A 23,325-nucleotide genomic window follows, 5' to 3' on the forward strand; every position below is an offset into this window, starting at 1 on the left:
TAAAAGAAAAAACGAGCAAATTGCGTTATGCAACTTGCCCGTCTTTCTTTTCGTTATTTTTTTTCTGATCACGATTCATTAATGGATAGAAGGCAAAGCCGATTACGAATAAACCAATTCCGAGAAGGAACGTTTTTATATCGGCTGCGCCTGTTTTAATAACCCATAGTGCGTAGCAAAGTGCGATAACTGCGACTATGCCATCTGTAATTCTTGCCCGCATTTCATTTTTATATGTTTCACCAGTTGCGACTAGTTTTAACTGGAAGATTGGTGAAACGAGATATGGAATGAGGTAGGCCAGTGTCGATACGGTAATAACGAATGTATAAGCTTCCGCAATGGTTCCTGATAATGTTGAGAATAGGAATACTTGCGACATAATGTTTGTTAATCGTAATGAGTAAATTGGACTTCCTTTTTTATTTGTTTTTGCGAAGAAGGAAGGGAAGAAACCTTCTTTTGCTGCTTGATAAGGGACTTCTGAGCTTAATAAAATCCAGCCTAAGATAGAACCGAACAGGGAAGTAAGAGCAAGTAATGCCATCAGTTTCCCGCCGCCATGACCCATTGCAGCATTTAATGCATCTGCTAATGGACGTTCAGAAGCTTGTAATGTATCAACGTGAAGTACACCCATTGTTAAAATTGTGATTCCTAAGTAAATTGCAACTGTAATAAGTAATCCCGCAACTGTTGCACGTTTTACCGTTTTTGGAGAAACAGCACGGTTTGATAAAAGAACCGCTGATTCAATTCCGATAAACGCCCAAAGCGTTGTAAGAGCAGCTAAATTTACTTGTGAAAGAAGACCGTGTGATGCACCTGATTTATCAATCATCGGTGTGTACCATTGTCCAAACTTAGAAGCTTCGAATGCAAATAACGTAACGACGATGAATAAAAGGAATCCAGTTACTTTCGTTGTTGTTGCTAAAAAGTTTAGCTTTCCAGCTCCGCTTACACCGTTTGTTAATATAATATGAGTTCCCCAAAGTAAGATGGAACAAATCGTAAATGTAATTAGTTTTCCGACTTCTACGTTAAACGAACCGATTGAAAATAGTAGTCGCGTATCTTTCATAATTGGGAAGAAGAGTGATAAATATCCCGCAAATGATGTAATGATGGCAACGTTACTTGCCCAGTTTGCAACCCAATATCCCCATACCATACTGAAACCAGCCATTTTTTTCTTTTTTGGTGTTGAGAATAAAGCATATGCATGACTTTGTGGCCCTGTCGTTAAATCAGGACGACGAATTGCTAAATTACCGAAAACAAGAGCTAGCATTAAAACACCAAACCCTGTAGTTAACCAAGCTAAAGTGACACCGAGTGGGCTTGCTGTTTGTGCCAACGTACTTGGCACCATGAAAATACCAGCGCCAACCATGTTACCGACAACGAAAGCTGTTAGTACCCAAAAGCCCCATTTTTTTTGTTGCATAGAAAATACCTCCAAAGTTAGTATAACCAAGTCAAGCGAGGAGATATGTATGTCTTCCTGAGTCAGGAAGAGAAGTCCCAAACAAAACAAAAAAAGCACGTAATTTGCCGCTACATGCTTTCTATCTTATAAGAAACCCACGACATACCTCTCGATAGCTCTCCACAAACGAAACGTTTGTGACAGTTCTGCACTTATTAAATGCAGACCCAGCAAGCGTGCATGGTGGACACGACTTACTTCGGCAACCATTCCTTTCTCATTCCTTCATCAATGCCACTACATCTCCTGAAATGATACTCTTAATGATTGCAACCTCTACCTCACCGAGATACGAATGAGGATTTAAATATTAAATTAACGTCTTTAAGAGTAACAAATGAATTTTTATACGTCAATGGATATAGTAATAATCAGATTATAGAGAAGAGTTTGTGATTAAAAGTGAGTTAGGAGAAGATGTAACGATTATTAGTTCTGCAGAAGAAACAGCGATAGAGTTAAGTACCATTTTACAGCACAAAGGAATTTTGTCTGACAATCTGAATCCGAAGCATCGTTTTTTTACGACGGGATCTGTTTTATCATTTGAACATATTGCTGAGCAATGGCTAGGGTATCAAATTTCTGTAGAATGTGTACATTTGCCTATGCAAAATGCGTGTATGCATAATTAAGATTTAGTAAATTACGTTTTTAAATAAATAAGGTTCGTTTCATAAGAAGGAAAGACTAAGCTTTTAATTGAATTGATTAAGGTCATTTCAATTAAAGGGGAGATTGGATTATGGAATTATCAAGATCTCAATTATTTGCTTTAGAGTATATTTCAAAATATGCAGAGAACGAAAAACGAGAGGCTAAAGCAACGATTAATCATATACTTAAAATGTCTAATATTACAGATGAAATATTTGAAGAAGCTGTCGCTAATTTAAAATCTCATGCACGGATTGCTTTACACTTTCATCCAGACAGACTAGATTCGAGTATGAAAAGTGTTGCTGAAGCACTGTTTGAGCAAGGAATATATAAAAGTCAGTTTGAAACATTGCTATCTAATGGAAGCGTATCTGCTTACCCTGGTGGTGAACGTGACTTTTGGGAAAAGAGAATATTTGGAGGGGCATATCAATTAGAAGGCGTAACGAATGATCAACGGCCAAAATACGGAGCGCTAAATTTAATGTTACATCCAGATGGGCCGGCTCCGCGTTTTGGTTCATGTTATTTTCTCTTATCTCCAAAAGTTTCTTCGCGCTCTACATATACATATTTAGATTCGAATCAAGATCCGAAAGAAAAGGGGACTTATGAGGAGTTTGATATGATTTTAGCTGCTCTTTTGGAAGAGACATTCGTAAGAGATTTTGCAATTGGTGAAGGGAATTTGACGCCAACAATATTAATTAATCATTTACTGGCTAATCTGAAAAGGCCGTTTATAGATTTAGTAAGCAAAGAGCCAGCCCGTAATCTTAATCATTATATCGAAGCGCAAATTCATGGAGAGATTTCTCTTAAAGAAGACGTAGAGGTGCTTGTTGCAGATCCTTCATTTAAGGGTACGGATGTAGGAAAAGTTTTAGAAGAAATTTGCCTGAAGTATGCGATTGATTTGTATTGGCACATCGGTTTTGTACTTATGGTAGACGAAGTTCCAATGGATTTTAGAGGTTCAAAAATGCCATCTTTAGCAAGACGCATTGCACGGAATCATTGTATCGATGCCAATATAATTGGCTCTGCTGTAGTGGATTTGAAACGCAATCCATTATCTTGGAGTGATCGTGGTACTTATGAAGAAGTGCTTCAGGAATTAAAATTATTATGGCATGTTTTAGTTCGATTTGGAAAACCAAATCGGAAGTAGAACTAACTACTCTGTTTTTTGGAAGTATATATAGAAAAGAAGCTGATCTAAAAATAGATCAGCTTCTTTTTATAAGATTAAACTAAGTTTAATACAGTTACTTTTTCACGTGTCATAGACTCAAGGCTCTTACGAATACCTTGTGCGCCCATACCTGAACCTTTTACACCGATGAATGGGAAGTGGTCAGGGCCGCGCTCTGTGCGTCCGTTAATTTGAACAGAACCAGTTTCGATTTTGTTAGCAATTGCAAATGCTTTGTTAATGTCTTTTGTGAAGACACTTGCTTGCAGACCGAACTCTGATTTGTTAGCAATCTCAATTGCTTGCTCATCTGAAGAAACACGGATGATTGGAAGGATTGGGCCGAATGGCTCTTCCCAAGCAACTTTCATTTCTTCTGTTACGTGGTCGATTAATGTTGGGTAAATTAAGTTACGCTCACGTTTGTTACCGATAACGATTGTAGCACCTTTTTCAACAGCATCGTCAACTAAGCCTTGAACGAAGTCAGCAGACTTGTCGTCGATTAATGGAACGATTGTGCTGTCTTGTTCTGGAGATCCAACTGATAGTTCAGCTACTTGCGCTTTTAATAAGCTAACAAGCTCGTCCGCTACGTTTTCGTGTACAAGTACACGTTTAATAGCTGTACAACGTTGACCAGAGTAAGAGAATGCACCGCTTACGATATGGTTTGCAGCATCTTGTAAGTCAGCATCTTCACGAACGATACCAGGATCTTTACCACCAAGTTCTAATACAAGTGGAATCATTGAAGCTTTTTTCGCTAAATGTTTACCTGTGTTTGTACCACCTGTGAACGATACCATATTGATGCCTTCGTGTTCTACTAAGTAGTCACCAATTACAGAACCGCGTCCTGTAGCTACGTTTACAAGACCTTTTGGAAGGCCAGCTTTGTGAAGTGCTTCCACCATTTTAATACCACTAATTGCACCTTGAGTTGCTGGTTTGAAAATAACAGCGTTACCCATAATTAATGCTGGTGCAAGTTTTGCAGCAGATAAGTTTACTGGGTAGTTAAACGGTGCGATTGCTAATACAACACCAAGTGGTGCGCGTTGGATAATCGCAAGTTTAGATTTTGTACCGCCCGGGAAGCTATCGCCCATCATGCTTTCTCCGTGCATATGTAAAGCTTCTTCGATCGTGTAACGAATGAAGTCAGCTGTACGAACAACTTCTTTCTTCGCATCTTTATATCCTTTACCGACTTCTTTCATAATGATATCGGCAATTTCATCTTGCATATTTACGAGCTCATCAGCCCATTTATATAAATATTTTGCGCGATCTTGTAGAGAAGCTTCTGCCCATGATTTTTGAGCTTCTTTTGCAGATGCAATTGCTTCATCTACTTCTCCGCGAGTAATTGCTTGTACTTGTCCAATTACTTCGTGTAAGTATGGAGATGGAATTTCGATTGTTTCTCCTGAAGAGCTTTCTCTCCATTCTCCATTTAAATAAAATTTGTACGTATTGCTAGTTGTCATGATTAGTCCTCCTAAAATAGCAACTTGTAAGAGTGAGTATAAGGTGATTGTAGGGGGTTTGATAACATTTTTCAAATGAAATGTTTGTGAAAACGATTTCTTATTATTTTTTTATTTTGTATGCCCTTTCTTACAGAACATTCCCTTATTTCAAAATGATGTATCGTATATTTTCATTCGATCTGTAAAAAAAAATAATTGACAGAATACTCAATAAAGTTGTAAGATTATAAATGGAAAATAAATGAAAGGGGTGTGCGTAATGATTGTAATCGTAAATGTAATGGGTTTAGCTCTGTTAAATGGCAGAAAACATTCATATCATTACGCAACCCGTGCGGATATATAAGGCATTCTCTGTCTTATAAAAAGCGTACGTTGCGTATATCGTAACGTACGCTTTTTATGCATTTTTGTGCATATCGTCAAGCGGCGGTATGCTTTTTTTTGTTTATTTTCCATATTCCTATATAAAACTTTGGAAGGTGGACAAATGTGATGAGATTGTATGGGTTACGAAATGTAAATGTAATGGGTTTGGATAGTGGATAAAGAAATGAGAAGTAAACGAGAACGAGAAGGGAGAGGTTACATTGTTATCAGTATTACTAAAGTTAAAATGGTTTTTTAAAAAGCACTGGAAGAGATATAGTATTGCCATTGGAGCTCTTTTAATTGTGAATATAGTTGAAGTGATTCCCCCGAAAGTGTTAGGGGTTACGATAGATAACATAAAAACAGGAACGTTATCAAACGAAGCTATTATACAGTCTATTCTTATTTTAATAGGGGTTACAATCGTTGGGTATGGTCTTACTTTCGTATGGCAACATCAATTGTTTGGAGGTGCATTCGTACTTGAGAAAACGATGCGCTCTAAATTTATGGGGCATTTACTTAAGATGACGCCGACTTTTTATCAAAAAAATCGTACTGGTGATTTAATGGCGAGAGCGACAAATGATTTGAAAGCAATCGCTATGACAGCTGGTTTTGGTATATTAACGCTCGTGGATTCGAGTTTATATATGCTTACGATTGTCTTTATGATGGGATTTACAATTAGTTGGGAGCTTACATTTGCGGCGCTTATCCCGCTTCCAATTATGGCGTATGCGATGAATATATATGGAAAGAAATTGCATGAAAGATTTACAGTTGCGCAAGATGCGTTTGGTGATATGAACGATAAAGTGCTTGAATCAATCGCTGGTGTGCGCGTTATTCGTGCATACGTACAAGAGAATGCAGACGAGGAAAGATTTCATCACTTAGGAGATGACGTCTACGAAAAAAATATGAAAGTAGCGAGAATTGACGCATTATTCCAACCAACTGTGAAAATGCTTGTTGGCCTTAGTTATTTAATCGGTTTAGTGTACGGCGCATATCTTGTATTTCAATCAAAGGTAACACTTGGTGAACTTGTTTCATTTAACGTGTATTTAGGGATGATGATTTGGCCGATGTTTGCAATTGGTGAATTAATTAATGTTATGCAAAGAGGGAATGCTTCGCTTGACCGTGTGAATGAAACGTTAGCGTATGAGCCAGATGTAAAGAATCCGAAACATCCAAAGCTTGTGCAAGAGCCGGATTATATTCAGTTTGATGATGTGTCTTTCTCATATCCTTCATCAACTGAAACAAATTTAAAAAAGGTTTCTTTCACATTAAAGCAAGGAGAAACGCTAGGGGTTGTCGGAAAAACAGGAAGCGGGAAAACGACGCTTGTACGTCAGCTTCTTCGCCAATATCCGCTTGGAGATGGAGATATTGCAGTTTCTGATGTGACATTAGATAAAATGACGAATGAAAATGTACTCGGCTGGATTGGTTATGTACCACAGGAGCATATTTTGTTCTCAAAAACAGCGCGAGAAAATATTTTATTCGGAAATAGGGAAGCGACGGAAGAAGAACTAGAGAAAGCAATTGAAATTGCTGCGTTTAAAAAGGATTTAGAGTTTTTACCAGAAGGGTTAGAAACGCTCGTTGGAGAGAAAGGTGTTTCTTTATCAGGAGGGCAAAAACAAAGGATTTCGATCGCAAGAGCTGTTATTCAAAATCCAGAAATTTTAATTTTGGATGATTCTTTATCAGCTGTAGATGCTCGTACGGAAGCAGCGATCATTGAAAATATAAGAACGGAAAGAAGCGGAAAGACGACGATTATTACGACGCATCGTTTATCTGCCGTACAACATGCGGATTGGATTCTCGTTATGGATGAAGGCGCAGTTATAGAAGAAGGTACGCATGATCAGCTTATCCAAAAGGGAGGCTGGTATGCTGAGCAGTTTGAAAGACAACAAGGTGAAAGTGAAAGTGCGGATAGTGGGGTGAAAATATGAGCGTTTCAAAACGATTATTTCAATACGCGATGAAAGTGAAAGGGACGATTTTTGCAGCGATGTTAATGTTATTTATTTTCGTCATCGCAGAGCTTGCCGGTCCTTTCGTCGCTAAAACGATGATTGACGATCATATCGTCGGGATAGAGAAACCTTGGTATGAAACAGAACAGAGTGAAGAAGCTGTTTCGTATAATGGCGCCTTTTATAAGCGAAGCGATCGCTTCCAGCAAGGCGAGACAAAAGGTAAAGAAGTACGTGTGATGCAAGTTGGTTTTCAATATTATTTTGTACCGAATAAAGTGAATATTGAAGGATCACGTACTGTAAAAGGGGGGATGATTACCGTTCAAAATGGTAAGGCGGTGCAAGTGTATAAAGCGAAAGCATTAACGAAAGAAGAAGTGTTTGCGTTTTATAAACCGGAAATAAACCGTCTATTATTGCTTGGTGGTGGCTATTTCGCTTTACTAGTAGTCGTATCATTATTTGCATACGGAAAGCAATTTTTCTTACAGAAGGCAGCGAACAAAATTATTCAAATTATGAGGGAAGATGTGTTTTCTCATATTCAAACGTTGCCAATTCGGTACTTTGATCATTTACCGGCGGGGAAAATTGTTTCGCGTGTGACGAATGATACAGAGGCCATTCGTGATTTATATGTAACGGTGCTGGCAACATTCGTTTCTAGTATCATTTATATTATTGGGATATTTGCTGCGCTATTTTTACTAGATGTGAAGCTCGCTTCATTATGTTTGTTAATTATCCCGATTTTAATTGTTTGGGCCATTTTATATAGAAAATATGCGTCTGTATACAATCATAAAATGCGTTCGCGTTTATCTGATATTAACGGAACAGTGAATGAATCCATTCAAGGGATGCCAATTATTCAAGCGTTCCGTCAAGAGCGTGAAACGAAAAAAGAGTTTGAAGAATTAAATGGCGATTATTTTAAGTATCAAAATAAAATTTTAAATTTAAATGCAGCAACTTCGCATAACTTAGTAGCCGTATTAAGAAATATCGCTTTCACAGGAGTAATTTGGTATTTCGGCGGTGCGTCATTAAGTGCTACAGGTATTATTTCACTTGGGGTACTGTATGCGTTCGTCGATTATTTAACACGATTATTCTCGCCAATTACGAATATGGTGAACCAGCTTGCAAACTTAGAGCAAGCGCGCGTTGCATCAGAACGTGTCTTTGAATTGTTAGAGGAAAAAGGAGAAGCGGTAGAAGAAGAACGTATGCCTCGTTTAAAAGGAAATGTAAAATTTGATAATGTATCATTTTCTTATAATGGAAAAGATGAAGTGTTAAAAAATATTTCTTTTGAAGCGAAACAAGGCGAGACAGTGGCACTTGTCGGTCATACTGGATCAGGAAAAAGTTCCATCATGAATGTACTCTTTCAATTTTATGAGTTTGAAAAAGGGAAACTTACGATTGATGGTCACGATGTAAAAGAAATGCCGAAACAAGCAACTCGTGAGCATATGGGAATCGTACTGCAAGACCCGTTTCTTTTCAGCGGAACGGTTGCTTCCAATGTAAGCTTAGAAAACGAAAAAATTTCAAAAGAGCGTATCATAAAAGCATTGCATGATGTGGGTGCTGAAAGATTTGCGAACAATATAAATGAAGAAATTACAGAAAAGGGAAGTACACTTTCAACCGGAGAACGTCAGCTTATATCGTTTGCTAGGGCGCTTGCTTTTGATCCCGCTATTTTAATTTTAGATGAAGCAACGTCTAGTATTGATACAGAAACAGAGGCGATGATTCAACAAGCATTGGAAGTTGTAAAAAAAGGAAGAACGACATTTATTATTGCTCATCGTCTTTCAACGATTAAAAGCGCAGATCAAATTATTGTGCTCGATAGAGGGACGATTTTAGAAAAAGGGTCTCATGATGAACTAATGAAAAAGCGCGGGCGTTATTACGATATGTACAAAACGCAAATGGAAGGTAATCAGAGTGCTTAATATGTACGGGGGAGAACTTGTGATTTTCACAAGTTCTTTTTTATTGATGAACATGTCGACTCTTTAGCAAATTACGACAGTTAAATAAGAAGTATTGTTTTACCTTTTTCTCCATAAATGCTATATTAAAAAATGTTACTTATTTTTTGTATGTAGCGTTATTTTTCCCTTTTGTTTGATTATGAAGAAAAAGGATAAACTAAATAAGAACATTTTCATTGAAAAATTGTTCAAGATTGCATACAATCAATATAGTTTTTAAATTCCTATCAGAATACTTGGAGGATTACTATCATGAAGAAATTATTTTCAGTGCTTGCAGTAACTACATTAGCGATCGGGATTGTAGCCGGCTGCGGTAAAGAAGAGAAAAAAGATACAGCTAGTCAAGACGCGTTACAAAAGATTAAACAAAGCGGTGAACTTGTAATTGGTACAGAAGGTACATATCCACCATTTACGTTCCACGATTCAAGCAATAAATTAACTGGATTTGACGTTGAATTAGCAGAAGAAGTTGCAAAACGTTTAGGTGTAAAACCTGTATTTAAAGAAACACAATGGGATAGCTTACTTGCTGGCCTTGATGCAAAACGTTTCGATATGGTTGCAAACGAAGTTGGTATTCGTGAAGATCGTCAAAAGAAATACGATTTCTCTAAGCCATACGTTTCATCTTCAGCGGCATTAGTTATTGCAAAAGATAAAGATAAGCCTGCTACATTTGCTGATGTAAAAGGATTAAAAGGAGCACAATCTTTAACGAGTAACTATGCAGATATCGCTAAGAAAAATGGTGCGGAAATTATTGGTGTAGAAGGATTTAGCCAAGCGGCAGAGTTATTAGCTTCAGGACGCGTTGATTTTACAATTAATGATAAGTTATCAGTATTAAATTATTTAGAAACGAAAAAAGATGCAAAAATTAAAATTGTAGATACTGCAAAAGAAGCTTCAGAAAGTGGATTCTTATTCCGTAAAGGTAGCGATAAGCTTGTACAAGAAGTAGATAAAGCGTTAGATGATATGAAAAAAGACGGTACGTATGACAAAATAACGAAAAAATGGTTCGGTGAAAATGTATCTAAGTAGTGCATTGGTTTCAGATCGATTGTCTACTTGGATAGATATTATGCAGACTTCCTTCATGCCTATGCTGAAGGAAGCTGTTTTTACAACAATTCCATTAACGCTTATTACATTTATTATCGGGATTATACTGGCAACGTTAACAGCGCTCGCACGTATTTCTGGTAGTCGTATTTTACAATGGATTGCTCGTATCTATGTATCTATCATTCGCGGAACGCCACTTCTTGTACAATTATTTATTATTTTCTATGGACTTCCAACTCTTAATATTGAAGTTGAGCCATATACAGCAGCAGTTGTTGGATTTTCATTAAATGTCGGTGCATATGCATCTGAAATTATTCGTGCTTCTATCCTTTCCATTCCGAAAGGGCAGTGGGAAGCAGCTTATACAATTGGGATGACATATCCACAAGCATTAAAACGTGTTATTTTACCACAAGCAACGCGCGTATCAATCCCGCCGCTTTCGAATACATTTATTAGCTTAGTGAAGGATACTTCATTAGCATCGTTAATTTTAGTAACAGAAATGTTCCGAAAAGCGCAGGAAATTGCGGCGATGAACTACGAGTTTTTAATTGTTTATTTTGAAGCAGGTCTTATTTATTGGGTTATTTGTTTCTTATTATCAATCGTACAACAGATGTTAGAAAAGCGTTCAGAACGCTACACATTAAAATAATCCTTTTACAAAAGGAGTTTTTGTTTTTATGATTTCAATTCAGCACTTACAAAAAAGTTTCGGAGATAATACCGTACTAAAGCATATAGATTTAACAGTTGAGAAGGGCGAGGTTGTTGTTATTATTGGGCCGTCTGGATCTGGTAAAACGACATTCTTACGTTGTCTCAATGTATTAGAAACACCAAACGCTGGTAATATTCGTATCGGTAATAAAGAGCTTAACTTCTCTCAAAAAGTAACGAAGAAAGATATTGTTAATCTTCGTACGCAAACAGGTATGGTATTCCAGCACCATAATTTATTCCCGCATTTAACAGCACTTCAAAATGTAATGGAAGGGCTCGTTACAGTGAAAAAGATGGGGAAAGAAGAAGCGAAGAAAAAAGCAAACTATTTCCTTGAAAAAGTTGGTTTAGCAGATAAAGTGGATTTATATCCGTTCCAATTATCAGGCGGACAACAACAGCGCGTTGGAATTGCGCGTGCGCTTGCGATGGAGCCGGAAGTGTTACTATTTGATGAGCCGACGTCAGCGCTTGATCCTGAACTCGTTCAAGAAGTTCTGAAAGTAATGAAAGAACTTGCTAAAGAAGGCATGACGATGGTTATTGTAACGCACGAAATGCGTTTTGCACATCAAATTGCGAACCGTGTTATCTTCATGGATGGTGGTGTCGTTGTCGAACAAGGTACACCAGAAGAAGTATTTACAAATCCAAAAGAAGAACGTACGAAGAAGTTTTTACAAATGTTGCAATAAATTAAGGAAGGTCTCAAGGCATATGCCTTGAGACCTTTTTGCCATATATATTTATTTGTGGAATCCGCCAAGGCTTTGCTCAGCCATTGCAACTAGACGTTTTGTGATTTCTCCACCAACTGAACCGTTAGCGCGAGCCGTAGAATCTGCTCCTAATTGTACACCAAATTCTTGAGCGATTTCGTACTTCATTTGATCGATTGCAGCTGTTGCACCTGGTACTACTAATTGATTTGAAGAATTTTGGTTTGCCATAGGAATATATCCTCCTTAGAGTTATAAAAGTTTTTTTGGTTGGACTAGCTGGAGTTGAACCAGATTATCGCCCCGGTTGGCGCTAATCCATCGGTAATTAAGTTTGTACTCATAGTATGGATGTTACCTAGAAAGATATACAAAATAATAATTTGTAAATTTTGTCAAAAAAACTTATTGATTTCGTAAATTATGAAATAAGAGTAATCGTTGTATTTTTAAGAAAACAGGCCAAACTAAGAGGGATATTAAATATATTTTTCTCTTTGTAGCCTATTACTTGTAGGCTAATCATTAGCTTCTTATTTATGATTTATTGAAATGAAATCGGTAGCAACTTTATAGTTCTATTTTTAAGTAGTGGTGGAGTGACCGCTCCTATGCCTGGATAGGTTGCTTTCTTTCTTCACTCTAAAAAAGAGAGGCTTTAAACGATAATGTATGGAGGAATCATGATGGGGATTTGCCCGCTTTGCAACGCATTAGAATCACAAACATATTCTTGTCAAAATTGCCAAAGTATACTCCAAGATTATGGGAAGTCTGTAGATTACATAGACGATTATAGTGCCTATATGGATCAAGAATTATTAAGTGCAGTAGATGGTTTAACGCATAATAATTCAAATGAATATTGCAATCATATTTTTTATTGCGGAGTATGTAACGTGGAAACTGAGGTTGTAGTAAAACTTGTGTAAATAGAAAACTTCCACCTTATTATCTAGGTGGAAGTTTTTGTTTTTGTATTTGTGAGTGAATCATAGGAGAAGGGATATGTTCGGTGTTTGATGAAGCCCCTGATTTTATTTGAGACATTTTTTCTTTTGTATCACGTAAAGAATGTTCAGTTAAGTAGATGGCATATTCGTAAAATAATTGGCGTGTCAGTTCACTTTGTTCTTTTAATTTGGCATCTTGGAATACAGTTCGCCCAGGTTTAGAGTTGGCTTCAAAGAGCCACGGATTTTCCTTTGTGTCTAAACCGATATCAAAACCGATTTCTCCAATATTTCCGGTTACTTGTTCATCGAGCGCGTAACTTATTTGTAAGGCAGTATGTTTTAATTTATTTTCAATTTGAACTTGTTTCGTTGAATCTGGAAAAAGCTCTTGTAATAATTTTGTATCACCGCCGCTATTTACGTGCGTTGTTAAACTGCCTTTGCCGGCAATTTTGGCGACAATTGCACTAACTATCCAATTACCGAAATGATTTTTATTTGTATGAATGCGGAAATCAACAGGTTGCCCATCGAAGCGAAGTAACGAAATACCTTGCTGTACGATAAACTTTTTTAAATCATGTCCTTTTAATAAGTGGTTTAGAAGAGTTTCTAATGATTGATACTTTCTCAGTTTATTTTCTTCATTTTCGCGATAACGACAGTAGTAGCAATTCTCTGTTTGAGAATAAAATATTTGATGAATATTTCTACCAAAGCTCCCGTGTATTGGTTTCATGTACACTGATTTATACGTGCCAAGAAACCGTTCTACTTGTTCAAAATGCTGAAATGTTTCTGTATGTGGTAATAAGGGTTTAATTGATTCGTCTTTCATAAGAAGTTGATGAACTTCCCATTTATTGAAAAAACCTGGGTTAAACCATGGGATGGAGTAGTCATGTTCTAACTTTTTTTTTGCTCTGACAATTGGTTTATAATTTTCCGCTTGTCGATTCGGTAATCGATCGTAAATGACATTTGGTAAAGGGACTTTTTTCTTTATCCATTGTTTCTCTTGAAAGAAATATCCTTCAATCGTTTCTTCTTCCCAGTTTATATGTTGAACGCCAAAGACGAATACGAACGGTCGTAATGAGAATGGTGGTGTTAACAACTCACTGAGAGCAATTGAACGATTTCCTAAAGGGTTAGAAGAATCATCGTTAAAGCCAGTTGTAAAAATGCCAATCAATGGTCCGAAAATAATCGTTTGGTTTTGTGTGAATGCATGAATAGTAGTTGATTGAGGCAGTAAAAGTTTTTCGGCAATATGTTTTCCGATAATAATTTCGCGAGTAAAGGAATAATGAATTTTCACCTCTTCACTTGCTATATGACGTATGCCGAAGGAGAGGGATGTAATAGGTGGTGTAATAGAAAAAACGTAAGGTAAAGTAATGCTATTTGGATGTTCATCTGAAATATTTAATGTATATATATGTTCTTTCAAAATCGGTTTACCTCCTTTCATTATGGTGTAAAGCGACTGAATTTAAGTGGTCCGTGAAATATCTTTTCAGCTAATGAATCACTATGACGAATGTATTGTTCGTAAGGAGGGATCGTGTTGACATACATAAGCCAGATTGCACCTTTTTGATCCATAATTGTGGAAAGTTCTAGTTCAAATAACGAAGAATAAGACTGATCTAGTGTTTGGAATACTTCATTTATAATGTCGTGTAAAGCGTCGTGTAATAGTTGCACACCTGTACTAGATAGTACGTATTTAATTTTTGAAAATGAATGCAATGAATCATCGTCCGTTGCTGAGGGTAAAAGCTGATTAGGAAATGAGCTTTTTTGTATAAATTGACCGATAACATTCCAAGTTTGTTCTTTGTTTTTTTGCAAAATGGTTCGAATGTGCAGTGGATATGTTAATTGATTTGGTGGTTGTAGCATAGTATGCACTATGTAGCGTGATGAACGTATGTTAGATTTACACCAAGATATAAATTCATCTGTCCTCTTGATTGGAATAGAAGTATGGTATTTTTCATTTACTGTATCGATATGAAACGTTTTATTTTTGTAAGCGACTCGATATAAGTTATCTTTAGAATGTATATTAGTGGGGCGTATAATAATATCTTTAGTTTTTAACAACAGTTTGAAAATGATTTGTATCGTTGCCACTTCAAATTTTGGTATATAAGGAGACAGTTTTTTATTAGTAAGAAATAAATCATGTAGTTCACTTAAGTTAATAAGTGTGTTATTTAAAAAGGTAGTGGAAGGACGGTTGTGCAAAGAGTGAATAATTGATTTTGCTTTTTCAAAGTCTGTTTCCTCGTGAAAAGAATAACGATCATATATATAAGAAGGAATAGGGAATGTTTGCTCTTTCCATTTTCCTGTATCTGTATCGTAAATAAGACCAGAAACAAGGTCTGTTTTAGAATCAATACAAAATGGCGTAAACTGGGCAACGACATTATGATAAAGCCGAGCGCGTTTAGCGATTTCGGTGTAATACGTTTGCTCATAATGAAGTTTAGAAGTTAAAAGGCCGAGAACCAACGAAATCACTCCTTTACTACTATTTGCATAAAAGGCGAAGCTATATATTGCAAATACGTTTTTATACCATTATACTTTTGTCCGTATGATGATATGCTATAGTTTTGGAGAAGTGAAAGGTTGATTGTAATGAATATATGGTTAAATATGTTAACGACGACAGGACTCGGAGCAATTATTGGGGGATATACGAATCATCTAGCGATAAAAATGTTATTTCGTCCTCATCGTCCTATTTATATCGGAAAGTTTCAAGTTCCATTTACACCAGGATTAATTCCGAAGCGTCGTGATGAACTTGCTGTTCAATTAGGGAAAATGGTTGTAGAGCATTTGTTAACACCAGAAGGAATCGGAAAGAAGTTAACAAATGAAGAGTTTCAAAAAGGTTTAATCCACTGGGCCAAAGTAGAAGTGGATAAAGTAATTACGAATGAACAATCACTGCGACATATGTTAGAGAAATGGAATGTAGCGCATGTAGAAGATGAAGCGATTCGAAAAATCGAACATGTGATTACAGAAAAAATTCATGCATTTTTAGCAGAGTATTATACATATACATGGGAACAGGCTTTACCTCATTCTGTACATGAAAAGATAGAGAATGCGATTCCGAATGCCTCGGCGTTTATTTTAGAGCGAGGAATTAGCTTTTTTGAAAGTGAAGAAGGGAAAGCGCGTCTTTCAAAAATGATTGATGATTTCTTTGCTTCTCGCGGAACGCTACTTAACTTAGTCGGAATGTTTTTAGGAAATGTAAGTGTAGTGGATCGTGTGCAGCCAGAAGTTATTAAGTTTTTAGGTCAAGATGGTACAAAGCAGCTTTTAACTGATGTACTGCAAAAAGAGTGGGAAAAGTTAAAAGGAAGAGATGTAAAAGAATTAGAAGCATTTGTAGAGAAAGAAATGATTGTAAGCTCCGTGCTGTCAGCAGTTAAAGTAGAGGAAACAGTGAGTAAGTTTTTAAATCAATCTGTTCAGCAAGTATGTGAACCAGTTCGAGAAACAATTATTGAAAAAGTGGTTCCAAGCACAGTAACGAAAGGCTTGAAGTGGGGAACAGAAAATGTAGAGAGTATACTAAACAATCTACACCTTGCGGAAATTGTCCAGCAAGAGGTGTCTACATTTTCAACAGAAAGATTAGAAGACCTAGTTCTGTCTATTACGAAAAACGAATTGAAAATGATTACGTATTTAGGAGCGTTATTAGGTGGAATGATCGGACTCGTACAAGGATTGTTACTATTGTTTCTTAGATAATAAGGTGAGTACATAGAAATAAAAGTGAAATTTCTTCACATCTCTTGCATAGTTTGATATGGTAAGAAGAGGTGCGTATGTAAATGCACTGAAAAGGCAGTGCGAGTGAAAAGCGCTAGCCTTCTAAAGGAGGAAAAATAAAATGACAAAGAACATTCATGATGTTGCATATGAATTACAAAAAGCAATCGCTGAAAACGAAGACTTCAAAACTTTAAAAGAGAGCTACGCAGCAGTTCAAGCTGATGCGGCTTCAAAGAACTTATTCGATGAGTTCCGTACAATGCAACTTAGCTTACAACAAAAAATGATGCAAGGCCAAGAAATCACTGAAGAAGACAACCAACAGGCACAAGAAGTTGTAGCTCGCATTCAACAAGATGCTAAAATTACAAAATTAATGGAAACTGAGCAACGCCTAAACGTTGTAATCGGTGACGTTAACAAAATTATCATGAAGCCACTTGAAGAATTATATAGCGCGCAACAACAAGCGTAATAGTGGAAGACGCTCCTAGTTTAGGAGCGTCTTTTTTGTTTAGGGAATTTAATAGTTATACCACAAAAACTCCCTTTCAAAATAGCCATTTCTTATTGGTTATTTTGAAAGGGGTATGTAATACATCTAATTTTTTTTATTGCTGTTAATTGAAGTTTTAATGTTTTTTTCGTTCAAAAACTTTTCAATCTCTTTTTGTTTCTTCCCATTTATTTTCTCAAGGCGTTTTGTAAAAGAAAAATTGGCTTTGAATAAGTTACCATCTTGGGCGAGTTTGTCTAATTCTTGATCTAGCTCTACGAAAATATCTGTAGATGAAGACATAAATTCATATATTTCTTTTGAAGGCTTTTTATAATCATTAGGTAAATTATTATTACTAATAAACTCATGGAAATTCATATCGTTTTGTTTCGCTAAATCGATTAGCTTTTGTAATTTTTCTCGGTCAGGTTCCGTGAAATCAGTATCAGAATTTGTTGAAGCGAGAGGGATAATATTTTCAGATAACTCCCAACTATAATCTATATAACTTTTTATATTTTGTTTCATTTCGTCTTCACTAATAGTTTCATTTTTCTTTGAGGAACTAAATATATTTTCTGGAACTTTAATAACAACATCTTTGATAGATTGTACATCATTTTTTTCCTTAGGCTGTACACTGTTTGAACAAGCTGATAGAAATAACATTGTAAGTAACATGAGTGGGTATAAAATATAATTTTTCATCTTAATCTCCTTTTGCATTAGTGTCGTTGCAAAATAGCTACATTCCATTTCAAATACTTAACTAAAGCTACGTATAGATGTTTTATTATTTGATAACATATGACTGATATTAGTAAGCCGATGCAAAAAGCTATGAATACATTGTAAACATCGGAATAACTGATTTGATGAAACCCTTTAAAGAATCCTAACCCTATTAATAATATAGGCGAAATAATTAATAACGGTGTAGCAATTATAAGTGCTAGAAGAAGCGGTAATAGAAAGAGTAATACGAAAAAGGCGATAATGATAAATATAAAGTTTAAAACACTTAAGCTCATAACAGAAAACAGTGCTTTCATAATGTTTTTTAGGCTGCGCCTATTGTCAGCGTTGCTTATTGCATATGAAACGTTAAGTTCTTTAGCGATAGTTTTAGGGTTTCCTAGTTTTTTAGAAATTTCCTCTTCAGATATTCCATCCTGTTTACCACTAATAAAATGAGTTTCGTACTCCGAGATAATATCCTCCTTTTCTAAAATATGCATATTCCGTAGGGAAGAACTAAGTTGCTCTAAAAATTCACTTTTGTTCATAACAATCACTTTCCTTTATAAAATGATGAATTATGGCTGAAAATCCTATCTTTTTTCTAAACAGCATACACAATCTATATCTACTTTTTGAAAGGAGATATAGATTGCGAATAACATTCCAAATAATGGTTATTCCATTATTTACAAATATATCACTTACTATTGTTCTTTGCAAGGTACTATAAAATTTTTAATATTATAAATGGATGGAAATATTTTTGCGTATTTTTAGAAGAGATATAAAAATGTTATTTTAAGATAAACAAAAGGTTGTAAGCGCATTCTTTGAATCTTGTCAAAATAATGTCGAATTCATATTGTTGGAAAAATAATGCATTTGTAATATAATGATAACGATACTTCACCACATTAATTAACTAGGTGAAATTAAAATCTTTATTACACACATTATGAAATAAAGGGTGATTAGTTTTGAGTACAGATGTAAAAGCAAACGACGTGAAGACAAAAACAAAAGGAGCAGATCTTGTTGTTGATTGTTTAATTAAACAAGGTGTTACACATGTTTTCGGTATTCCAGGAGCGAAGATTGACTCTGTATTTGATGTATTGCAAGAAAGAGGACCAGAGTTAATCGTTTGTCGTCATGAACAAAACGCAGCATTTATGGCAGCTGCTATTGGTAGATTAACAGGGAAACCGGGCGTATGTCTTGTAACTTCAGGACCAGGGACATCAAATTTAGCGACAGGTCTTGTTACTGCGAATGCGGAGAGTGATCCCGTTGTTGCTTTAGCTGGTGCAGTACCTCGTACGGATCGATTAAAACGTACGCATCAATCTATGGATAATGCTGCACTATTCGAACCAATCACAAAATATAGCGTAGAAGTAGAGCATCCTGATAATGTGCCAGAAGCATTATCAAATGCATTCCGAAGTGCAACTTCCACAAATCCAGGCGCTACTTTAGTAAGTCTGCCGCAAGACGTTATGACTGCGAAAACAACTGTAGAGTCTATCGGTGCGCTTTCTAAGCCACAGCTTGGAATCGCTCCCACACATGATATTACATATGTAGTAGAAAAAATAAAATCAGCGAAATTACCAGTTATTTTACTCGGTATGAGAGCGAGCACAAATGAAGTGACGAAAGCTGTTCGTAAATTAATTGCGGATACAGAACTTCCTGTCGTTGAAACATATCAAGCAGCTGGTGCGATTTCACGTGAGTTAGAAGATCATTTCTTCGGCCGCGTTGGATTATTCCGTAACCAACCAGGTGATATTTTACTAGAAGAAGCAGACCTTGTTATTTCAATTGGTTATGATCCAATCGAGTATGATCCAAAGTTCTGGAATAAACTTGGCGACAGAACGATTATTCATCTTGACGACCATCAAGCAGATATCGACCATGATTACCAACCAGAGCGTGAATTAATTGGTGATATTGCCTTAACGGTAAATAGCATCGCGGAGAAATTACCGAAACTTGTATTAAGTACGAAATCAGAAGCGGTATTAGAACGATTACGCGCGAAATTATCAGAACAAGCAGAAGTTCCAAATCGTCCTGCAGAAGGTGTTACGCATCCACTTCAAGTGATTCGTACACTTCGTTCTTTAATTAGTGACGATACAACCGTTACATGTGACATCGGTTCCCATTCTATTTGGATGGCGAGATGTTTCCGTTCTTATGAACCACGTAGATTATTATTTAGTAACGGCATGCAAACGTTAGGTGTTGCACTTCCTTGGGCAATCGCAGCTACTTTAGTAGAACCAGGTAAAAAAGTAGTTTCCGTATCAGGTGACGGTGGTTTCTTATTCTCAGCGATGGAGTTAGAAACGGCGGTACGTTTAAATTCTCCAATCGTCCACCTTGTTTGGAGAGACGGCACATATGATATGGTTGCATTCCAACAAATGATGAAATACGGCAGAACATCAGCTACAGAGTTTGGCGATGTTGATCTTGTGAAATATGCGGAAAGTTTCGGGGCGTTAGGTCTTCGTGTTAACACGCCTGATGAATTAGAAGGGGTATTAAAATCCGCATTAGCAGCAGACGGCCCTGTCATTATTGATATTCCAATCGACTACCGTGATAACATTAAATTAAGCGAAAAATTATTACCAAACCAACTAAACTAATGGAGGCAGATTTGAGATGACTGTTGCGCAATTAATTGATATTGATGCAAAAAAAACGAAAATGAGTAATGAAGTATATCAAACATCTACAATGCTTGCGCTATTAGATGGTATATATGATGGTGTGATTAGCTTTGAAGATTTGAAAAAACATGGTGATTTCGGCATCGGCACATTTGATCAATTAGACGGTGAAATGATTGCATTTGATAATGGATTTTATCATTTACGTTCAGACGGTTCAGCGGAAAAAGTAGAGCCAGAAGAAACAACGCCATTTGCGACTGTAACGTTTTTTGAAAAAGAAATGAGTTATACGGTAGAGCGTCCGATGAATCGTGAAGAAGTTGAAGCGTTATTACATGAATTAATGCCAAGTAAAAACTTATTTTACGCTATTCGAATGGACGGTACGTTCCGTGAAGTAAGAACGAGAACTGTTCCAAGACAAGAAAAACCGTATACACCACTCGTTGAAGTGACGAAATCGCAACCAATCTTTTCGTTTGAAAATACAGAAGGTACGCTTGCTGGATTTTGGACACCGGATTATGCACAAGGTATTGGGGTAGCTGGATTCCACTTACATTACATTGATGATGAAAGAAGCGGAGGCGGACATGTTTTCGACTATGTTGTAGAAAACTGCACGATTCAAATTTGTCAAAAAGCTCATATGCATTTAGCACTTCCAGAAACAGCAGATTTTATGAAGGCTGAATTATCAAGAGAAAATTTAGAGGATAATATTGCAACTGCGGAAGGTGCAGAGTAAGAGGGAAAGACTGTTCCAAAATGGAACAGTCTTCTTTTATTCGTAATGTTATTATTTGTCGATAAATCGATATTTCTTGTCGAACCGTTGATATATTGTAAGTTACGATAGATATATTTGAAAAATCGTTGATATCGCTTATTTCTTTGAAACGAACGGATGTCCTTCATAATAAAAACGCCACGGATAATGTACAGCTTCTTCCGCATAGTCGATGTTAATACGAGGTCCTGCTGTTATTTTATATTGTGATGATAGGTGTTCTTCTTCTGGGACGAGTTCAATATGTAATGTATCACTTTGTAAGGATACACCTCGTTCTTCTAAAGTAATTCCGAGGGCACGGCATAGTTTGCCAGGGCCGTTCGTTACATTTTTATACTGGGCTTTTGTAATGTCGGTTTTGTTGTAGCGTGCTAGTTTTATTTCTTCTATTCCATCTACCGGCTCAAGGGCTCGAATGAGAACACCTTGCGGGGTGCCAACTGGCGCTGTAATGACGTTAAAACAATGATACATACCGTAAATTAAATATACGTAAGCATGTCCCGGTGCACCAAACATGACTTCTGTACGGTCCGTTCGTCTACCTCCGTAACTATGTGCGGCTTTATCATCGGGACCTTTGTATGCTTCTACTTCTACAATGATTCCGCTTCGTTTTACTCCGTCTACAATATGTACAAGTTTCTGTCCGAGTAATTTCTTTGCGACTTCTAACGTATCGCCTTCATAAAAGGAAGGTGGTGCCTGCATTGTACTATCTCCTTTGCTAAGTGTATATGTATATAGTAAACCAAATTTTCAGTAGTAATTCTAACTCGTTCTATTTGCTACATTTATTTCATAAATTATGGATAGAGTACAACAGCGAAGAGGGGGAGTGCGACATGATTTATCGCTTACTAGCTCTTAATATAGATGGGACACTACTATACAACAACGGAAAAATTGCAAAAGGATTAAGAGAAACAATTGAATTTGTGAAAAGAAAAGATGTATACGTTACATTATTTACGAGTCGTAATTTTCAATCCGCTCATAAAGTAGCAAAAGCGTTAAAATTAGATTCTATATTAGTGACACATGGTGGTGCTTTCGTTTCAGCAACGTTAGATAAGCCGTACGTTCAAAGAAGATTATCTGAAGAGAAGACTTTTAACATTGTGCAAGTGTTAGAGCACTTTGATTGTAACGTACGTATTTCTCATGAACGGTTTTCAATCGGAAATCGTGAGAGAAATACACCAAACTTAATTGCGCGCACTGTATTATCAAGCGCAGATCCGTTATTTTATCCAGTTCAATTTGTAGATTCGTTAGGTGATGCGCTTCGTGATCATCCGGTAGCGGCGCCAAAAATTGATGTTCTTTTCCAAACTAAAGGTGAAAAAGAACGCGGGCTAAATACATTAAGAAAAGCGTTCCAAGATGTAGAGTATGTTGAATGTGATTCAAAACGAATAGAAATTTTACCACAAAATGTATCAAAATTACGTGGATTACAATTGCTTGGAGAGCATTTAAATATTTCGCTAAATGAAATGGTTGCGATTGGAGATAGTATGGAAGATTTAGAAGTTATTGAAAACGTGGGACTTGGGGTAGCGATGGGGAACGCACCTGTAGAATTAAAGCAAGCAGCAGATTGGATTACACGTTCAAATAGCGAAAACGGTGTAGAGTATATGATTAAAGAGCATTTCCGTAAGCAATTCCCGCTTCCGTTTTTGAAGAATCATAAAAATACACCGAAACGATGAAAGAAAAACGTAGCTTTTTGGCTACGTTTTTTTGTTTATCTTATTAAAAACAGTGAAAGCGTTTTAAAATATGAATTGTGTACGAAATCCATACAATTCACTTGAATCCTTCAGAAAACTAATGTAAAGTGGATGATGTTGCCAAAACAGTTACACCACATGAAATATTCTTCAGATTAATTTTATTGGGCTCCCATACGTAAAAGTATTTCCGCATGACAGTTTAGTTCACGTATTATTTCAAAAATGAATTGTAGCAATCTTATTAAGTAGTTGTAGTGTTTCTTTGTTTTATTTAAATGGATTATTTTAAGTTAATGTGAGTAAGGTTTGGTACATATGATATGTACTTCT

The 23,325-nt window shown here is 36.4% G+C and carries 20 protein-coding genes, 1 pseudogene and 1 riboswitch; of the genes and pseudogenes, 13 read left to right on the top strand and 8 right to left on the bottom strand.

The features are described 5' to 3' along the window. Positions 1–25: 25 nt before the first annotated feature. Positions 26–1,450 carry an amino acid permease gene (locus AXW78_RS04235; protein ID WP_001186306.1) on the bottom strand — a complete coding sequence of 475 codons (1,425 nt, stop codon included), beginning with the start codon at positions 1,448–1,450 and terminating at the stop codon, positions 26–28. A 147-nt stretch (positions 1,451–1,597) separates the two neighbouring features. Beyond that, positions 1,598–1,779: riboswitch (Lysine riboswitch) on the bottom strand. Positions 1,780–1,878: 99 nt separating this feature from the next. Between AXW78_RS04235 and AXW78_RS04240 the strand changes: the two are divergent. Both AXW78_RS04240 and AXW78_RS04245 read left to right on the top strand, forming a co-directional pair. Then, positions 1,879–2,127, top strand: a pseudogene (locus AXW78_RS04240) (glutamate racemase); the annotation flags it as partial. Positions 2,128–2,237: 110 nt separating this feature from the next. Then, complete coding sequence (locus AXW78_RS04245) at positions 2,238–3,323, top strand: DUF3626 domain-containing protein (protein WP_061883807.1); 1,086 nt, start codon at positions 2,238–2,240, stop codon at positions 3,321–3,323. A gap of 77 nt (positions 3,324–3,400) precedes the next feature. Here the strand turns inward: AXW78_RS04245 and gapN are convergent, their stop codons facing one another. Continuing rightward, positions 3,401–4,840: an NADP-dependent glyceraldehyde-3-phosphate dehydrogenase gene (gene gapN, locus AXW78_RS04250; RefSeq protein ID WP_000213634.1), complete on the bottom strand. Its 1,440-nt coding sequence runs from the start codon at positions 4,838–4,840 to the stop codon at positions 3,401–3,403. A 593-nt stretch (positions 4,841–5,433) separates the two neighbouring features. Here gapN and AXW78_RS04255 point away from each other — a divergent pair. The 5 genes from AXW78_RS04255 (at position 5,434) to AXW78_RS04275 (ending at position 11,731) form a co-directional block, all read left to right on the top strand. After that, positions 5,434–7,194, top strand: a complete 1,761-nt coding sequence (locus AXW78_RS04255) for an ABC transporter ATP-binding protein (protein ID WP_000953779.1) — start codon at positions 5,434–5,436, stop codon at positions 7,192–7,194. Continuing rightward, the gene (locus AXW78_RS04260; protein ID WP_000116656.1) at positions 7,191–9,191 is read left to right on the top strand and encodes an ABC transporter ATP-binding protein; all 2,001 of its coding nucleotides are present in this window, start codon (positions 7,191–7,193) and stop codon (positions 9,189–9,191) included. The genes AXW78_RS04255 and AXW78_RS04260 overlap by 4 nt, the downstream gene beginning before the upstream one ends. A 294-nt stretch (positions 9,192–9,485) precedes the next feature. Beyond that, on the top strand, positions 9,486–10,283 hold the full coding sequence (locus AXW78_RS04265; RefSeq protein ID WP_000732841.1) for an amino acid ABC transporter substrate-binding protein: 798 nt from the start codon (positions 9,486–9,488) through the stop codon (positions 10,281–10,283). After that, complete coding sequence (locus AXW78_RS04270; RefSeq protein WP_000281499.1) at positions 10,270–10,968, top strand: amino acid ABC transporter permease; 699 nt, start codon at positions 10,270–10,272, stop codon at positions 10,966–10,968. The genes AXW78_RS04265 and AXW78_RS04270 overlap by 14 nt, the downstream gene beginning before the upstream one ends. 28 nt (positions 10,969–10,996) lie before the next feature. After that, positions 10,997–11,731, top strand: a complete 735-nt coding sequence (locus tag AXW78_RS04275; protein WP_000623610.1) for an amino acid ABC transporter ATP-binding protein — start codon at positions 10,997–10,999, stop codon at positions 11,729–11,731. Between the two features lie 51 nt (positions 11,732–11,782). Here the strand turns inward: AXW78_RS04275 and sasP are convergent, their stop codons facing one another. Continuing rightward, positions 11,783–11,986 carry a small acid-soluble spore protein, SasP family gene (gene sasP, locus AXW78_RS04280; RefSeq protein WP_000013338.1) on the bottom strand — a complete coding sequence of 68 codons (204 nt, stop codon included), beginning with the start codon at positions 11,984–11,986 and terminating at the stop codon, positions 11,783–11,785. A gap of 455 nt (positions 11,987–12,441) precedes the next feature. On the opposite strand from sasP, the gene AXW78_RS04285 reads away from it, so the two are divergent. Beyond that, on the top strand, positions 12,442–12,687 hold the full coding sequence (locus tag AXW78_RS04285) for a hypothetical protein (RefSeq protein WP_000510474.1): 246 nt from the start codon (positions 12,442–12,444) through the stop codon (positions 12,685–12,687). A gap of 19 nt (positions 12,688–12,706) precedes the next feature. Here AXW78_RS04285 and AXW78_RS04290 read toward each other — a convergent pair whose 3' ends face one another. Further along, complete coding sequence (locus tag AXW78_RS04290; protein ID WP_061883808.1) at positions 12,707–14,164, bottom strand: YheC/YheD family endospore coat-associated protein; 1,458 nt, start codon at positions 14,162–14,164, stop codon at positions 12,707–12,709. Between the two features lie 20 nt (positions 14,165–14,184). Further along, positions 14,185–15,237, bottom strand: a complete 1,053-nt coding sequence (locus AXW78_RS04295; protein ID WP_000242822.1) for a YheC/YheD family endospore coat-associated protein — start codon at positions 15,235–15,237, stop codon at positions 14,185–14,187. A 129-nt stretch (positions 15,238–15,366) separates the two neighbouring features. On the opposite strand from AXW78_RS04295, the gene AXW78_RS04300 reads away from it, so the two are divergent. Both AXW78_RS04300 and AXW78_RS04305 read left to right on the top strand, forming a co-directional pair. Next, positions 15,367–16,503 carry a DUF445 domain-containing protein gene (locus AXW78_RS04300; RefSeq protein ID WP_061884832.1) on the top strand — a complete coding sequence of 379 codons (1,137 nt, stop codon included), beginning with the start codon at positions 15,367–15,369 and terminating at the stop codon, positions 16,501–16,503. Positions 16,504–16,645: 142 nt separating this feature from the next. Continuing rightward, positions 16,646–17,002 (top strand): YlbF/YmcA family competence regulator, encoded by a 357-nt coding sequence (locus AXW78_RS04305; RefSeq protein WP_000164612.1) that lies wholly within the window; start codon positions 16,646–16,648, stop codon positions 17,000–17,002. Positions 17,003–17,128: 126 nt separating this feature from the next. Here AXW78_RS04305 and AXW78_RS04310 read toward each other — a convergent pair whose 3' ends face one another. Then, positions 17,129–17,734 (bottom strand): NDxxF motif lipoprotein, encoded by a 606-nt coding sequence (locus AXW78_RS04310; protein ID WP_061883809.1) that lies wholly within the window; start codon positions 17,732–17,734, stop codon positions 17,129–17,131. A 17-nt stretch (positions 17,735–17,751) separates the two neighbouring features. Continuing rightward, on the bottom strand, positions 17,752–18,312 hold the full coding sequence (locus AXW78_RS04315; RefSeq protein WP_001042959.1) for an HAAS signaling domain-containing protein: 561 nt from the start codon (positions 18,310–18,312) through the stop codon (positions 17,752–17,754). Between the two features lie 432 nt (positions 18,313–18,744). Between AXW78_RS04315 and alsS the strand changes: the two genes are divergently transcribed. Then, entirely contained in the window at positions 18,745–20,433 is a 1,689-nt protein-coding gene (gene alsS, locus AXW78_RS04320; RefSeq protein ID WP_061883810.1) for an acetolactate synthase AlsS, read from the top strand. A 16-nt stretch (positions 20,434–20,449) separates the two neighbouring features. Continuing rightward, the gene (gene alsD, locus AXW78_RS04325; protein ID WP_000215009.1) at positions 20,450–21,208 is read left to right on the top strand and encodes an alpha-acetolactate decarboxylase; all 759 of its coding nucleotides are present in this window, start codon (positions 20,450–20,452) and stop codon (positions 21,206–21,208) included. Between the two features lie 138 nt (positions 21,209–21,346). Here the strand turns inward: alsD and AXW78_RS04330 are convergent, their stop codons facing one another. After that, positions 21,347–21,964: a DNA-3-methyladenine glycosylase gene (locus AXW78_RS04330; protein ID WP_001148809.1), complete on the bottom strand. Its 618-nt coding sequence runs from the start codon at positions 21,962–21,964 to the stop codon at positions 21,347–21,349. A 134-nt stretch (positions 21,965–22,098) separates the two neighbouring features. On the opposite strand from AXW78_RS04330, the gene AXW78_RS04335 reads away from it, so the two are divergent. After that, positions 22,099–22,971, top strand: a complete 873-nt coding sequence (locus AXW78_RS04335) for a Cof-type HAD-IIB family hydrolase (RefSeq protein ID WP_000640430.1) — start codon at positions 22,099–22,101, stop codon at positions 22,969–22,971. The last annotated feature ends 354 nt before the right edge of the window (positions 22,972–23,325 follow it).

This window comes from Bacillus thuringiensis (assembly GCF_001595725.1).
GTDB lineage: Bacteria > Bacillota > Bacilli > Bacillales > Bacillaceae_G > Bacillus_A > Bacillus_A thuringiensis_K.